This window comes from Enterobacter sp. PTB, assembly GCF_051130085.1.
GTDB classification, from domain to species: Bacteria; Pseudomonadota; Gammaproteobacteria; order Enterobacterales; family Enterobacteriaceae; genus Enterobacter; species Enterobacter ludwigii.
Map to the genome: position 1 here is coordinate 42,438 of NZ_JBDKEE010000016.1, position 16,315 is coordinate 58,752.

4 protein-coding genes are annotated in these 16,315 nt (G+C 60.6%); all 4 read right to left on the reverse strand.

Annotated elements, in window-relative coordinates; all coding sequences use genetic code 11:
* Positions 1-170 precede the first annotated feature (170 nt).
* On the reverse strand, positions 171-1,340 hold the full coding sequence (locus AAIR21_RS18690; RefSeq protein ID WP_086462978.1) for an HlyD family efflux transporter periplasmic adaptor subunit: 1,170 nt from the start codon (positions 1,338-1,340) through the stop codon (positions 171-173).
* A gap of 10 nt (positions 1,341-1,350) precedes the next feature.
* Complete coding sequence (locus tag AAIR21_RS18695) at positions 1,351-3,549, reverse strand: type I secretion system permease/ATPase (RefSeq protein WP_047956000.1); 2,199 nt, start codon at positions 3,547-3,549, stop codon at positions 1,351-1,353.
* Positions 3,546-4,949 (reverse strand): TolC family outer membrane protein, encoded by a 1,404-nt coding sequence (locus AAIR21_RS18700; RefSeq protein ID WP_047742234.1) that lies wholly within the window; start codon positions 4,947-4,949, stop codon positions 3,546-3,548. Before AAIR21_RS18700 ends, AAIR21_RS18695 begins: the two co-directional genes overlap by 4 nt.
* Positions 4,950-5,028: 79 nt before the next feature.
* Complete coding sequence (locus AAIR21_RS18705; protein WP_183516670.1) at positions 5,029-16,203, reverse strand: BapA/Bap/LapF family large adhesin; 11,175 nt, start codon at positions 16,201-16,203, stop codon at positions 5,029-5,031.
* Positions 16,204-16,315: the final 112 nt, after the last annotated feature.

Sequence of the window (16,315 nt, forward strand, 5' to 3'; positions counted from 1 at the left end):
GTTTCTTCCTGAAAAATGAGTTTGGGCTATTTTAACAGAAGGCGGAAAGGGAAAAGGTAAACGAGGTCAGACTTTCGCCGCTGGGTTAAGCGGTATTGTTGCGGGTTACGGATGCCATGACTCCGGCCCTCTTCCACGGGCAGAGGGCCGGACAAACAAACCGCCAGTGATTAGCGCTCTCGCAGCGCCTCTTTCGCCCGGTTGAACGGCTTGATCATGTAATCCAGTACCGTTTTCTCACCGGTTTTAATGTCCACCGTCGCAATCATCCCCGGCACGATTGAGAAGTGCCTGCCTGCTTTATTCACCAGGTAATCCTGGCTGGTGCGGATAAATACCCGGTAATAGAACACTTCCGGCTTGGCTTCGTCCTGAATAGTGTCCGGCGAAATGGTTTCAACCACGCCGTGCAGTCCGCCATAAATGGCGTAATCGTAGGCGGTGATTTTTACCAGCGCTTCCTGATTCGGGTGGATAAAGGCGATATCGCGCGGGGAGAGGCGGGTTTCGATCAGCAGGTGATCGTCCACCGGTACAATCTCCATCAGCTCGCCGTTAGGCGGGATGACGCCACCGATGGTGGTGACTTTGATGTTTTTCACGATCCCGCGCACCGGAGATTTCACCGTTAAGCGGGTCACTGAATCCTCGCGGCCTTTGAGGATCGCCGAGACCATATCCACTTCAGCGTTGGCCTTGGATAACGCCTCGCGGGCCTGAACATAGTACTGGGATCGCACGTCGGTGAGTTTCAGCTCCAGATCGCTTTTCTGCCGCTGCAGGCGCAGTACCTCCACGTGGCTGGCGGCGCCGGTTTTCACCAGACGCTGAGTGATCGCCAGCTCCTTATTCGCAAGATCCAATGCCGCACGCAGCTCCCGCTGGGTATCTTCCAGCTGCGCACGGCGTGAATTATAGAGCCGGGTTTCGGCAGCGGTCAGATCGGTCCACTTCGCCAGCGAAGGGGGAAATTTCAGCGGCAGATCGTTTACCTCGGCGTACAGTCGCACGCTGGAGGCCAGCGAGGCACGGTAGCGCGCCGCGCTTTCACCAACGTTAGATTCTGAACGCGTGGGATCGAGTCGCGCCAGCACTTGTCCGGCCTGCACCTGGTCACCCTCATGGACGTTCAGCTCGGTGAGGATCCCCCCGTCGAGCGACTGTAAAACCTGCTCGCGCGAACTGGGGATCACTTTGCCCGTGCCGGTTGAGACTTCATCCAGCACGCCAAACCACGCCCAGACGCCAAGTACCACGAACATCAGTAAAGAGAAGATAACAATCCGCCGCGCACCGGTGTAGCCGCTTTCGGAGTCGAGCGCATTGTCCAGGTCGTCCATTGCGGCGACGTCACGCTGACTGATTTTCATTTTTCCACTCCCGTCCGGTTGCTGCCTGCTGCTGCTGTTGCTGCATGCGGCTGTTGTTCAGCGCCTGCGCTTTCGGCGCGTCCATCACCAGCATTCCCTCTTTGAGCACCACGACCCGCTCCACCAGTTCCAGCACCGGCACGCGATGCGTGGCGACAATCAGGGTGCGGTTGCCAAGCCAGGCGCTCAGACGCTGGATAAATTCCCGCTCGGTGTGCTCATCGAGCGACGCAGTCGGTTCATCCATCAGCACAATATTGGGGTCGCGAAGCAGCATGCGCGCCAGCAGAATGGATTGCCGCTGGCCGCCGGATAACCCCACGCCGTTCTCCATAATCGGGTAGTCCAGACCCTTCGGCAGTTTCTGCACAAAGCCCGCCGCGCCGGTTAACTCCAGCACCTCGAAAATCTCCTCATCGGTGGCGCGCGGCATGCCGAGGGTGATGTTTTCGCGCAGGGTGCCGTAAAAGAGCCGGGCGTTCTGGGTCATAAAGCCGACGTTACGCCGGACATCGGCGACATCGAGGTGCGGCAGGCTGAAGTTATCGAGCCGCAATTCACCGCCGGCGAGATCCATTCCGCCCGCCATCGCCTGCAGCAGGGTCGATTTTCCGGCGCCGTTACGCCCGAGGATCGCCACTTTTTCACCTGGCTTAATCTCCAGACGATTAATGCGCAGAGCCATGCGCGGATCTTCCGGGTGATAGCGGAACTGTGCCTGCTCGAAAAGATAGTGACCGCGCAGTACGTCCTGGCGGATCGGCGTCTCCTCACGCTGGTTTTCTGTGGGGAGCTGCATAATGCTGTCCAGTCCCTCTTTCGCCGCTTTGACCTGCTGCCAGCGCGCCAGCACGCCGCACAGGGTGGCCATCGGAGCGATCATGCGCGAGGCCAGCATTGAGGCGGCGACCACCGAACCGGTCGTCAGCGTGCCGTCGATCACCATCGGCGCGCCGACCACGATCACCCCGGCATAGACCAGGCTCTGAATCGTCATTCCCCAGCTGATCAGGTTCTGGGTCAGTTCACGGGTGCGCAGGCCAGATTCAGCGGTGATCTGGATGTAGCTGTTCCACTGCTGCAAAAAACGGTTTTCCGCCTGCATCAGCTTTATGTCCTCCAGCCCCTGCACGCTCTCCACCAGCACGGCGTTGCGCAGGGTGGATTCGTGCGCCGACTGCTTCGCGAGCTCTGCCAGCTTTTTCTGCAGTAGCAGACCGGGCAGGACCATGATCACCGCGGCGACCGGTGCGATCCACGCCAGTTGGGGAGCGATGATCGCCAGCACCACCACGAACAGGAAAAAGAAGGGCAGATCGACAATTGTGGAGATGGTGGAGGAGGTGACCATCTCGCGGATCTGCTCCAGCTCGCGTAGCTGGGAGATAAAGCTGCCGGTTGAGCGAGGGATAGCGCTGTTGCGCAGCCGCAGGGCGTGACCGAAGACCCGATCCGATACACGCAGATCGGAGCGTTTGCCCAGCAGATCCATAATGTGCCCGCGTGCCACGCGCAGCACAAAGCCAAACAGGGTGGCGATCAACACGCCGATGGTCAGGACATACAGCGTCGGGTAGGACTGCGCGGGGATCACCCGGTCATACACCTGCATGGAAAAGACAATCCCCGACAGGGACAGGACGTTAATGAACAGCGCGGCGAGCATCACCCAGCTGTAGGGGCGCAAGTCGCGCATCACCAGTCGGTAAAGCCAGTCCGGACGGTATTTCGAAATATAGGCATCCACGCGGCTGTCTTTCAGCGCGGCCAGTGGGCGCAGGGCAATGACGTGGCGGATGGCGGGCAGCATGGCGGTCATCGAAAGCCGGTTGGTGTAGGTCTGATCGTCGAAAAAGCTGACCTCCAGCGTATCGTCGCCATCGAAATGTTCGATCACGCCGATCCTGCCGTCGTTCATTGCCGCCACGATCGGCAGACGCCAGCTGTTGATCGCCTGCTGATCCGCCGTCAGCAGCTGAAACGACAGCCCTGCTTCACGGGCCAGCTGAGTCAGTGCAGGCACCATCGGTTTGCCTTTTAGCCACGGCGCGCCCGCGAGCAGCGCACCGGGGGAGCAGGCGACGCGGTAGCGCGTGGCGACAAAACCAAAGGCCTGCGCCCACTGCGCCAGGGCCTCATCCGTCATGGTCTCACCTTGCGGGATATCGCGTTGCTTCATGGCTGGATCTCCACGGTCTGGATGGTGCGGTTATCAAGATCGAACGCGTGACGCAATTGCCCGGTGTTATAGAGGCAGTTGAGCTGCAGCTGGTGCAACTGTCCGAGGGTCTGCTGCTGGGTAAAACGCGCCTGATAGACCTCCTGCTCGGCGTTAAGCACATCGAGCAGCGGGCGCGAACCCAGATCGAGATATTGCTGCTGATAGAGTTCACGGGTGCGGGCGCTGAGCGCCTCCTGACGGCCCTGAATCTGCAGCGTGCTCAGCAGGCTTAATACCTGGCTGCGCGACTCCAGCAGTTTCTGGCGTACCTCGAGGCGGGTACGCTGAATGGTGGACTGTGCGGCTTCTACCGCGTGGCCTGCGGCGTTACGCCGGGCGGTGAGGCCGCCACCCTGATAGAGCGGCATCTGCACTTTCACCCATGCAGAGTATTGGGTGCGATCCCGCGTTTCGTTACCCGCATAGCGTTCGTTCAGGTAGTGGCGCACCTCCGGCTCCAGCGAGACGGTCGGTGTCATCTGGGCGTCGGCGTAGTCGAGATTGGCCTGGGCGACGTTAGCCTGCGCCCAGGCGGCTAATACTGCCGGGACCAGACGATCGTCCGGCTCGGCAATGTCGCAGCTGCGGGCCAGCTTTTGTGGAAAATCGTTGCTGATCGTGTTGAGGGTGTTCCAGCCAAGAAAGCTCATCAACGTGGCACGGGCGCTGTCGAGGCTGGCCTGGTACTGCATCAGCTGGGCGCGCGCGCCTTCGATACGTGCATCGGTCTGCACCACGTCAGAGAGTGAGGTGGCTCCTTCGTCATTACGCTGGCGGGTGAGGGTACCAATCGAGGAGAGCGCCTCAAGCTGCTCTTTGGCGGTGTCGACCATTTGCTGCCAGGTTTGCACCTGCACCATCGCGATGGCGGTATCGTGAGCGATGGTGTCGATGCTGACCAGCACGTTGGCCTGCTGCTGGGCGACGCCGGCACTTTCTGCACGCACCTGGCTTGCCACCTTGCCAAAGTCGTACAGCATTTGTGAGAGGGAGAGCACCAGCGACGGGGTAAAGCCATTATCGTCGCCGTCATGGGTATAACCGTTATCCATGCCGGCATTAATTTGCGGATAGTATTTCGATTTGGCGACGTCCACCTCTTCGCTTTGTTGGTAGAGTTTCCCCACGGCTTCACTGATGGCCGGGTGCCAGGTGACGGCGCGGTTGACGGCTTCGCCAAGCTGCAGCGTGCCGGGGGCAGCCTTGCTGACGACAGGCGCCACGCGGCCATTCAGAGAGGGGAGTTCCTGCGTTTCACGGAGTTGTCCGGTATTGATCATCGCCGCCGGCGTCGCGGAGAGGGCGGGCACAGATATCAGGCAGCACGAGAGCCACCAGTAAGGCATCTTCATTCCCATGTCTTATCCCTAATAAAAATGTACTGCTTTATTGTTTATGCCCGGGCGCTGTGCGCCCGGGTCATTTGTGCAGGTGCTATCAGGTAACGATGTGTTGCTGGTTCACTAACTCGTCGTAGGTGGTCTGGACGTTATCCAGCGTCACGAGCGTCGTATTAGTGTAGGTGCTCCCTGAACCATCACGGTCGATGGAGATCACGGTATTGCCATTACTATTAGTAACATGCAGATAATTACCGAGCGTTGAGCTGCTCCCGTTCCAGCCCACCAGCAGATCGCCGATATCGATTTTGTCCCCCTGCGTGAGCGAGAAGTTGGTCCAGTGATCGCCGGCAGTGCTGCTGACGTTGCCCGCGGTGGCGTTGCCTGCGGTGGCGTTCAGCACCTGGTAAATCAGGGTGTCGCCGTAGGCGGTGCCGGTAATGACGTCGTTATGTTCCGAACTGATGAACTGCGGCGCCATATTGATGGTCAGCGTGGCACTGTCTGTTTTCCCGTCGGCATCTGTCAGGGTGTAGTTGAAGGTCTCCTTCGAGGTGATGGTTGAGAGCGACACCCCGGTGTTGAGGGTGTAGGTGTAGTGGCCGTCCGCACCAATTGCCAGCGTGCCGTAATGGCCGACGACGTTGACCGTTGCGCTGCCGGTGTACGGATCCAGCGTGGTGGTCACGCCGTTGTAGCCGGTCACGCTGAGGCGGGTATCCACCGAATGCAACTGATCCATCGCCCCGGCAGAGTCGGTGCCATCGAAGATGTTGCCGTCAACGGTGTGGCCGCTGGTAGAGTCGAACTGGGTCAGCGAGTAGGTGGTGCCGTTCACGCTTGGGGTAATGGTAATGTTCCCCACGCTGAGCCCCGGTACGCTGCCGGTATAGCTCAGCGTATAGGTTCCGGCATTCAGGTCCAGCCCGGAGAGCGCGATGTCGATATTGCCGCCCAACAGCGAACCGCCGCTGAAGGAGCCGCTGCGAACAACATTCGAACCGTCACTGATTGACCAGTTCACCGTCAGGCCGCCCAATGCCAGCAGCGATGCCACGTTAAAGTGCAGCGACACGTTATGCAGCGCGGTGTTCGGATCCACCACGAAGGTTCCGCTCCCGCTGCCCTGGGTTGATGACAGCAGGGCGGTTGTCCAGCTGGCCGTCCCGACGGTGGTATCCGAGTAGGTCGTCGTGTGATGCACTGAGGTGACGTCCATCGCGGTACTGACATCGTTGACCGCATCCATCGCCCGCGCGGTTGGGGTGATGTTGAGCGATGCCGTATCCTTCGCCCCGTTTGGTGCGGTGATGGTATAGACGAACGTATCCGGCGTACTGATCGCGTCAGCACCCACACCGGCTTTCAGGGTGTAGGTGTACTGTCCGGACGCATTGATGCTCAGCGTGCCGTATTCCCCCTGGATGTCGGTCAGGCCGCTGCTGTTCACCGCCACGCCGTTCACTTCTGATACCACCGCGCCGGTTGCGACATCGTTATCCAGCACATCTCCGGTGGTGGTCTCGCCCACGCTCGACACGCTGTAGACATGATCTTCCAGCACGTTCAGCGTGTAGGCGGTCAGGGCGGTGATCCCTGCAGCCGTATTCAGCAGGAAGAGGTACTCCCCGGCAGGCAGGTTCAGCGTCAGCTGAGACGAGGTACCGCCCAGCAACGGCGCACGCAGCCAGCCCGGTTCGACGCGCATCTGCTCGAAGGTCTGCGTCGCGTTATTGAACTTGTAGACATACAGGTCGAATACCGACGCCAGCGCCACACCGCCCACGGAAGCCTGAATGGTCATGGTGCGGGTGGTACCTTCCTCCACGTTATAGATGATCGGATTGCTCAGATCGTCCAGCAGGTTCAGCCCCAGCGTGTTGCCGAGATTGATCCCCACCACGGTAAAGCCGCCCTGCGACGAGGTGCCGTTATTGATTTCATGGACCGAGGTGTCAAAGGTCAGCGAGGCCGTGTCATCCACCGCCACAATACCGTTAGCGGTAGTACCGGCACCCAGCGACAGTACCAGGTTCGCCGACGCGCTGACGCCGTTATGGGTGATGGTGTAGGTGAAACTCTCTGTCCGGCCCACAACCGAGGCGCTGGTGTCGGTCAGGTTGTAGGTGTAGCTGCCATCGCGGTTAATGGTCAGCGTACCGTACTGGCCCTGAACAACCGTGCCGTCGGCGTTTACGCTGGTGGTGACACCCAGTGCGTTGGTGACAGCAGAGACCGTGGTCCCTGCAGGGGCGTTGTCGCTGCCCGCGGTCGGGTCGGCGTCGAGAATTACGTTACCGTTCAGGCTGGTGTCGCCCGTCACGGTACCGGCGCTGGTCTCTTTCACCGCCACATCGAGGCTGGTGTAGGAGCCGGTCGCCAGCAGGTTAGTGTTATAGCTCAGCACCCGGTAGTCGCCGTTCGCCAGCCCGGTCAGGTTCAGCGATACGCCGGTAGCCCCGAGGGTCAGCAGATCGGCAAACTGGGGTTGTCCGGTATCCACGACGGTAGTCCAGGTACCGTTGACGCTGTCCCAGCGCTGTACCACCAGCTCAAGGGTATTGAGCAGGGAAAGCACCGCACCCGTGGCATTGGCGTTCACCACAATATCCGCATTGCCGCCGCTGCCCACCGTGAAGTCCACCTGGGCAGTATCATTACCCAACAACGTGAGAACGTTGCCTACGGCACCCACCAGCAGGAAGCCATAATCACTGTACTGGCTGTTGGTGACGGTGGCCGTGGTGCTGATATCCAGCTCTTCGACGTTATTGCTGGCGGAGAGCGGGACGACCGGTGCGAGGGCTGAGCCTGGCTGCGACGTATTACCTGCGGCATCGGTGGCGGTGATCTGCAGCGTCTGACCTTCCGTCTGTTTATTGAGGAAGGTATAGCTGTAGGTGCCGTTGCTGCCCGCGATTGTGGTCACCGTGCTGCCATCGCCAAGACGGATAGAGACGGTGCTGCCTGCCTCCGCGTTACCGGTCAATACGCTACCGTCAGCGTTAAAGGTTCCGGTTGGGGCCGTTGGTGCCGTCAGATCGACAATCACGCTGGTGGCGGAAGAGACCGGGCTGGTGCCCGAACTGTTCGTCGCCGTGGCGGTAAAGGCGTGAGAGCCTTCGCTTAACGCCGGGGTGGTGAAGGTCCAGTTGCCTGAACTATCTGCCACTGCCGTTCCCATCGACACGCCGTTGTTATACAGCGTGACGGTGGTGCCTGGCAGGGCTGTACCACTCAGGGTTGGCGTGGTGTCGTCAGTGGTTTTACCGTTGGTCAGGTTACCGGTGACGGTGCCGACGTTATCGTTGATGGTGGTGATAAGCGGTGCGTTCGGCACCGGCGTTGCAGGGGCAATCACCGACGTGCTGACACCGGCGTTACCCGCCTTATCGGTGGCATAGACCAGCAGTGATTCACCGTTGGTTTGGGCCGGCGTGATTGTCGCGTTAAAGTTTCCGCTGCCGTCAGCCGTCGCGGTACCGAGCACTGTTCCGGTACTGGTGGTGATGGTAACGGTGCTACCCGCTTCGGCGGTCCCGGTGACGTGCGTACCGTTGGTGATCACGGCAAGGCTTGCCGGCACGTTCGGTGCAGTCAGATCCACGGTAATGGTGGTGGTGGCCGATGGCGTACTGGTGTTGCCTGCGGCATCGGTGGCGGTGGCGGTGAAGTTATGCGTGCCTTCCGTCAGTGTGGTGGTGGTTTGCGGTAGCGTCCAGTTGCCGTTCGCATCGGCGGTGACCGTGCCGACAAGCGTCGTGCCGTCATAGATGCGCACCGTCGCGTTGGCTTCGGCGGTCCCGTTCAGCGCTGGACGCGCGTCATTGGTCGGGTTATTGCCGGTTACCGGTCCGGTGATGCTGCCGACATCATCGACAACCGCACTGATGACCGGCGCAGCTGGCGCGGCGGCATCCACGTTGATCACATAGGCGGTGGTCGGGGCGCTGGTATTGCCCGCGGCATCGGTGGCGGTAAAGGTCAGGCTGTGTGACCCGTTGCTCAGCGCCGGAGAAGGGGTAAAGCTCCATGCCCCGCCTGTCGCGACCGCGCTACCAATCTGGACGCCGTTATCGAAAATTTTCACCGTGGCACCCGCTTCCGCCGTACCCGTGAGGGTAGGCTGCGCGTCGTTAGTCAATCCGCCATTGGCAATCGGTGTAGCCGCATTGCCCACATCATCCACAATGCTGCTCAGCACCGGCAGGGCTGGCGGCGTCGTGTCGATAGTCAGGCTAAAGGCCGCTGACGAAACGCTGGTATTACCCGCTGCATCCGTGGCCTGCGCCGTGAAGCTGTGCGCGCCCGTGGCTAAGGTGGTCGTGAGCAAGATACTCCAGTTGCCGCTGACATCCGCGGTGCCCGTTCCGACAAGCGTTGTGCCTTCGTAGATATTCACAGTCGCAAACGGTTCACTGGTCCCGACAAGCCGTGGCACGGTGTCGTCGGTCGTCTGTCCTGAACTGAGCGGGCCGGTGATGCTGCCCGCATCGTCAACGGCCTGGCTGATAACCGGCGCATTAGGTGCACTGGTATCAACAACCAGCGTAAAGCCAGGCGAAGCCGGGCTGACGTTCCCCGCCGCGTCGGTCGCGGTCGCGGTCCAGGTATGGCTGCCATTGCTCAGCGCTGATGACGGCGTAAAGCTCCATGCTCCGGTGCCATCCGCCAGCGCGGTGCCGACCGGCTGTCCGTTCTCATAGATGGTCACCGTGGCGTTGGCTGCCGCGGTGCCCGTCAACGTTGGCGTGGTGTCGTCGGTACTTTGCCCGGAAGTCAGCGGCGTCTGTACGCTGCCTGCGTTGTCTCCCGCGGTCGTGATGGCCGGTGCCGCCGGTGGTGCCGTATCCACTGTCAGGTTAAACGGTGCCGTCGTGCTGCCGGTGTTGCCAGCCGCATCGGTGGCATTGAAGGTGATGGCATGAGGCCCGTCACTCAGGGCGGTGTCAGGCGTGTAGGTCCAGTTCCCCTGAGCATTAACCACCGCGGTGCCAATCTCGTTGCCATCCACAATGATATGCACTGTGGCACCCACTTCGCCCGTACCGTTGAAGGTCGGACGCGCGTCGTTGGTGCTGTTGCCGGTAGTGAGCGTACCGGTGACCGGGCCGACGTCGTCAATCACACTGCTGACCAGTGGCGCAGCAGGGCCTGCTGCATCCACGGTAAAGGCAAAGACCGACGAGTTTGCTGACGCATTGCCTGTCGCATCGGTGGCGTAGGCGCGAAGGAGATAGTTGCCGTCGCCCAGCGGCGTGCTCGGGGTAAAGGTCCAGTTACCACTTCCGTCGACGGTCGCAAGGCCAATTTGCGTACCGTTATTCATGATATGGATTGTACTGCCCGGTTGTCCGGTGCCGCCGATCGTCGGGGTGGTGTCGTTGGTGACTTGCCCGCTGGTGAGGTTGCCGGTCACGCCGCCAGGGGCATTGTCGTTAACTGTATCCAGCGTTGGAACCGTTGGCGCCGTCAGGTCAACCACGACGTTCCAGCCGTTAGACACCTGGCTGACGTTGCCCTGTGGGTCGGTGGCGGTAACGGTGAAGGCGTGAGGTCCTTCGCTGAGCGCGGTGTCAGGGGTGAACGTCCAGGCACCGGTGCCGTCAGCCGTGACCACGGCAATCTGGGTACCGCCGTCGAAAATTTTCACCACGCTGTTCGCTTCCGCCGTCCCCGAAAGGGTTGGCGTCGCGTCATTAGTCGGATCGCCGCTCACAATCGTGGTGGCAGCATTGCCCACATTATCCGTTACGTTGGTGATCGCTGGCGTGGTGGAAACCGTATCAACGACGATGGTGAAGCCTGTCGACAGACCACTTTCATTGCCCGCGGGATCGGTCTCGCGGATGGTCAGAACGTTATTGCCCTCCGCCAGTGCGGGCGGTGTGAAGACCCAGGTCCCCGTATTGCCGACCAGTGCGGTACCCAGCAGGGTTCCGTTGCTGTAAACGGAGATGGTATCGCCCACTGTGCCGGAGCCGGTAAGGGTAGGCTGGTTGTCGTTGGTGGTCTGCCCGTTGGTGAGTTGACCAGTGCCAGGGCCGACATCATCAATCACTGAGCCAATGGTCGGCGTGTCCGGTGCAGTGAGGTCAACGGTGACGGTTGCAACCGGCGAGCGGCCGCTGGTCGAGAGCCCGACTGTCGCGGTCACTTCAAAGGTGTGCAGCCCTTCACCCAGCGCAATCAGTGGGGTATAGCTCCAGTTACCGTCCGCATCAGCAATCACGTTGATCAGCGGAACCGCGATGCCGTCCTGGTAGATGGTGATAATGCTGCCCGCTTCGGCCGTACCCACGAGTGTCGGGGTAATGTCGTTGGTGGTTTTGTCTTTCACGTCGCCGGTGACAGGGGGTTCATCATCGTTAATCGCCGTAATGATGGGCACATCCGGAAGATTCGGCAGCGTACCGGTGACGGTGTAGGATGCCTCAGGACTGAGGTTGCCCGCGGCATCGGTCGCGGTCACCGTCAGCACAGCGCCATCCGTTTGGGCTGGGCTGAGCGCGATGGAGAAGGTGCCACCGGTGGCTACGCCTGTACCGAGAACATTACCATTGTTATCGGTTACAGTGATGGTAGCCCCCGCTTCGGCGGTGCCGGTCAATGGAGTACCTTGAGCGGCTATGCCAGTAACCGCGGGAGCAGCCGGATCCAGAGTATCGACGTTAACGCTAAGCGGTGCAGAGTTACCGGACGTATTGCCGGCCGGATCGACCGCGGAGACGGTGAAGGTATGCGGGCCTTCCGTCAGCGTGCTGTCGGCGGTCCAGCTCCAGTTGCCGTCCGACTGTACCGTTACCGGCACTGTGGATGCTGTACCGTCTACGGAGACGATAACGGTGGTACCCGGTTCGCCGGTGCCCGTGAGGGTCGGCGTGCCATCACGGGTATAAAGCACATTGCTTGTGAGCTGGCTGTCAGACACCGCGTTAATCAGCGGGATTTCTGGCGCAGTGGTATCAACGGTGACGGTGAAGACCGGGCTGAGGCCGCTGACGTTACCTGCAGCATCGACTGCCGCAACGGTGATGTTGAGTGGGCCATCAGTCTGGGTCGGAAGATCGAGAGACCACTCGCCATTGCTGCCGATTTCGACGCGTCCTACCTCAACGCCATTGTTATAAACGATGACCGTTTCGCCCGCAGGGCCGGTACCGCCCACACCGGGGGTAGTATCCGTGGTAACACCACCGTCTGGCTTACCGCCAACGGCGCTAATGACAGGCGTATCAGGTGCCACGGTATCAACGGTGATAGTGATCCCCGGTGACGCCGCCGAAACGTTACCGGCTTCGTCAGTGGCGGTGGCGGTAAATTCGTGGCTTCCCTCATCAATGCTGGCGTCAGGACGCCAGCTCCAGTTGCCGTTGCTGTCTACGGTGACGCGACCCACTTCGGTGGCAGGCTGACCATTAATGCTGTCATAAATAATAACCACATCGTTCGCTGTGCCGGTGCCGCTCAGGACCGGACGCGGATCGTTCGTGGTTTCCCCGTCGGCAACCGGTCCGGTAATCTGGCTGACGCTGTCCGTAATCACCGGTGCTGCTGGCGTAGCTGGCGGGTCGGTGTCAATGGTGATGGTCACCGGCTGGGACGGGGCACTTTCGTTGCCCGCGCCGTCCTTGTTGGTGACGGTCAGGGTGATGTCGTAGGTACCGTTGGCCAGTGGGGTATCCGGTGTCCATGTCCAGTTACCGTTGCTGTCCACCTCGGCGTCACCAATTTTGTCGGTGCCGTTGTAGATAGTCACGGTATCGCCCGGATTGCCGGTGCCGCTCAGCGTCGGCGTGGTATCGCGGGTGGTTTCTCCCGGGTTCAGCGGGGTTTCTGTTGTGCCGCCGTCAGGGTTCACGGTGATCTCTGGCGTCTCCGGCGTGGCGGGTGCCACGGTATCGACCACCAGCACAAACGGGCTGGAGACGGTCGTATTCCCGGCAGTATCGGTCGCATGAACCGTCAGAGAGTGCGAGCCGTTGGTGAGCGGGGTGGTAGGGGTGAAGCTCCAGCCGCCGGTACCGTCGAGTGTGGCGGTACCGAGCAGGGTATTGCCATCATAAAGCGTAATAACCGTACCCGCCGGCGCGCTGCCCTGCAGCAACGGTTGCGTGTCATCCGTGGTGTCGCCGCTGGTGAGCGGGCCCTGAACGTCACCGACGTCATCGGTTACGGTTGTGATGGTCGCCGCCGGTGGCGGGGTGATATCGACCGTAAAGGTGAAGCCGCCTGACGGCAGGCTGATGTTACCTGCCGCGTCGGTGGTGACGGCAGTCAGGGTATGCTCACCGTTACCAATCGGTGTGCCTGGCGTAAATGTCCACGCGCCGCCGCTACCGACCAGCGCGGTGCCGATATCAACACCGTCCAGACGAATGGTGACCGTTGAGCCCGGTTCGGCAGTGCCGTTGAGTGTCGGGGTTGGATCGTTCGTAATGGCACCTGCGGTGAGAGCACCTGTGCTTCCCTGAACATCGTCCACCACTTGCGAAATTACCGGTACTTCGGGTGCAGTACCGTCGACAGTGATACTCCAGGCATTTGATGGCCCGCTTGGGTTACCGGCGGCGTCAACTGCCGTTGCCGTCAGCACGTGGCCGCCATCAGCAAGCGGTGAGGATGGCGTGATGCTCCATACGCCAGATGCCGGAACGAGTACCGTGCCGATGACCGTGCCGCCGCTGGAGAGCGTGATGGTTGTGCCAGGCTCGCCCGTTCCGTTTATGGTTGGTGTCCGGTCATTAGTGAGCCCGTTCTGGGCGACAGGGCCCGTAGTGGCAGAGGCATCGTCGTCCACTGAAACGATAACCGGCGTTTGCGCGGCGGTAATATCCGGCGCAATGGCAGGGGTTGTTGGCCCGGTATTGCCGGCGGGATCGGTGGCATCTGCGGTCAGGGTTTCACCGTTGGCTTTTGGTGGGGTCAGCGTGACGGTGAAGCTGCCGTCGTCATTGGCTTTCGCCTCGCCAACCGTGACGCCATTTTCACGGATGGTCACGGTGCTGCCCGGCTCTGCGGTACCTGTCACTTTGGTACCGTCATCTGAGACAACAACGTTGTCCGGAGCCAGTGGCGCCGTGGTATCTGGTGCATCGGCTGTAGCGGGCAGGCTGGCGTTACCGCTGCCGTCGGTTGCCACGACCGTCAGCACTTCACCGTTGGTCTGTGCAGGACTAATAACCGCCGTAAAGGTACCATCGCTGTTGGCGGTGGTTTCACCGATGACCGCGCCGTTAGGATCTTTAATGGTGACGGTGCTGCCTGGCTCCGCCGTGCCGCTGACGCTCTGGCCGTTTTCTGCCACCTGAAGGTTGCCGGGGGCGACAGGAGGGGTTGTGTCCGTAGCCGTGACGGTCGCAGGTGTGCTCTGGTTACCTGCAGCATCAGACGCCACCACGGAGATCTGCTGGCCGTTAGTTTGCGCCGGCGTTAACGTGGCAACGAAGTTGCCGTTGCCGTCCGTTGTCGTCCGGCCAATTATGGTGCCGTCGCTGCTGGTGATGACAATGCTGCTGTTTGGCTCGGCAGTGCCGGTAATCTGCGTGCCTGCCGGATTAAGCGTGATGTCGGGCGTTTCCGGCGGCGTGGTATCGACAATGAAGTTGATTGGCTGCGACAACCCACTCTGGTTCCCGGCAGCGTCGGTGACCTGCACCGTTATTGAGTGAGCCCCCTCCGACAGCGGTTTGTCCGGTGTGATGCTCCAGGTGCCGTTGGGCTGAACTTTAACGGTCGCAATGGGCACGCCGTTATCAAAAATCGTAATTGTCCCACCGGGCTCTCCTCTCCCTGCAAGAACAGGTTTAGCGGCATCAGTGAACAGGCCAGAGGTAATTGCGCCTTTGATGGCACCCGTTTCATCGTTCAGCACGATGGCGGTTGGCGCAGTTGGTGCGGTGAGATCGATGGTAACGGTGAACACCGGGGAAGCCGGTCCGGTGTTACCGGCGGCGTCGGTTGCCCGGACGGTGAGCTGATGCGTGCTTTCGCTGAGATTGATCGAGGGGGTAAACGTCCAGGTGCCGTTGCTGGCAACGACAGCGGTGCCAATCGCGATCCCGCCATCATAAATGGTGACCGTAGATCCGGCTTCCGCGGTGCCGGTAAGCTGTGGTCGCTGATCGTTGGTGCTACCACCGTTACTGACCGGGCCGGTGACCGGATTGGTATCGTCTGACACGAGCGTGATGGCCGGCGCTGTGGGGGCGACGGTATCCACCACAAAGGTCACGGCGCCGGAGGCTGGGCTGGTGTTACCTGCCGCGTCGGTCGCGGTGGTGGTAATGGAATGGCTTCCGTTAGCGAGATTTGTACCCGGGGTAAAGGTCCAGTTTCCGCTGGCATCAACCTTGGTCGTGCCAATCGGCTGACCATTATCGTACAGGGTGATGGTACTGCCTGCTTCGCCGATGCCGCTGAAGGTGGGGCGGGCATCATCGGTACGCTGACCGTTAGTCAGCGGTCCGGTTTCTCCGCCAACGTCGTCATTCACAATTACGATATCGGGCGCATCGGGTGCGGTGGTATCCGGTGCTGTAACATGTCCGGCCTGGCTGGTATTGCCTGATGAGTCGGTTGCTGTGGCGGTAAGTTGCTCGCCATTCGTCAGCGGCGTGCCCAGAACAATGGTGAATTTGCCGTCGCTACCGGTTTTACCCGTGCCGACCAGGTTGCCGTCCGCGTCTTTCAGCGTAATCGTACTGCCGGGTTCGGCAGTACCTGTGACAGTTTTACCATCTGAGGAGAATTGAAGGTTGGAAGGCGCATTTGGCGGTGTGGTATCCGGATCGGAAGGATTGCCCGGCGTGCCGGGGTTCGTATTGTCATCATCATCGTCGCCACCCCCTCCGCCGCCGCTGCTTGCCGCGACAGCGATCCCGCCTGCGACAGCAAGACCACCGAGTACCCATGGCCAGATGGCTGCGCCACCGGTATCACCGCCTGAGGCCGCCAGTAATACGTCCGTGGAGGCGATAGATTCGTAGGTAGCAGCCCCGGTAGGATCTTCAATCCACCACAGCGCACCGTCACTCTCTTCCAGGACCAGCTGACTCACCCCCTCCGCGTCGGTGACGTAGAAATTCTTCAGGGTAATGACCTCGCCAGAGTGCAGCGTGACCACCAGATCGTTACCACTGCGGGCGAAGTGGGAGACATCGGCTCGCTCTACATGAAGCTCAACGATAGAGGAATGGCTCAGCGTAACCTGTGTGCCTTCCGTGGTAGTTTCCACGCCAGTAAGTTTCGATATAACAGATATTTGGCTCATTTAGGTATTACTCCAGCAGAGTTGTCGTGAACGGCGTGCAAGATGCGCCATCTCTGCGGAAGGTAAAGCACGCCCCCGGCGGAGTTGCTGTTATTTACGCAGCACTCACCGT

Coding starts and splice junctions, on each gene's coding strand:
- AAIR21_RS18690 (WP_086462978.1), bottom strand. CDS start 1,340: ATGGACGACCTGGACAATGCGCTCGACTCCGAAAGCGGCTACACCGGT.
- AAIR21_RS18695 (WP_047956000.1), bottom strand. CDS start 3,549: ATGAAGCAACGCGATATCCCGCAAGGTGAGACCATGACGGATGAGGCC.
- AAIR21_RS18700 (WP_047742234.1), bottom strand. CDS start 4,949: ATGGGAATGAAGATGCCTTACTGGTGGCTCTCGTGCTGCCTGATATCT.
- AAIR21_RS18705 (WP_183516670.1), bottom strand. CDS start 16,203: ATGAGCCAAATATCTGTTATATCGAAACTTACTGGCGTGGAAACTACC.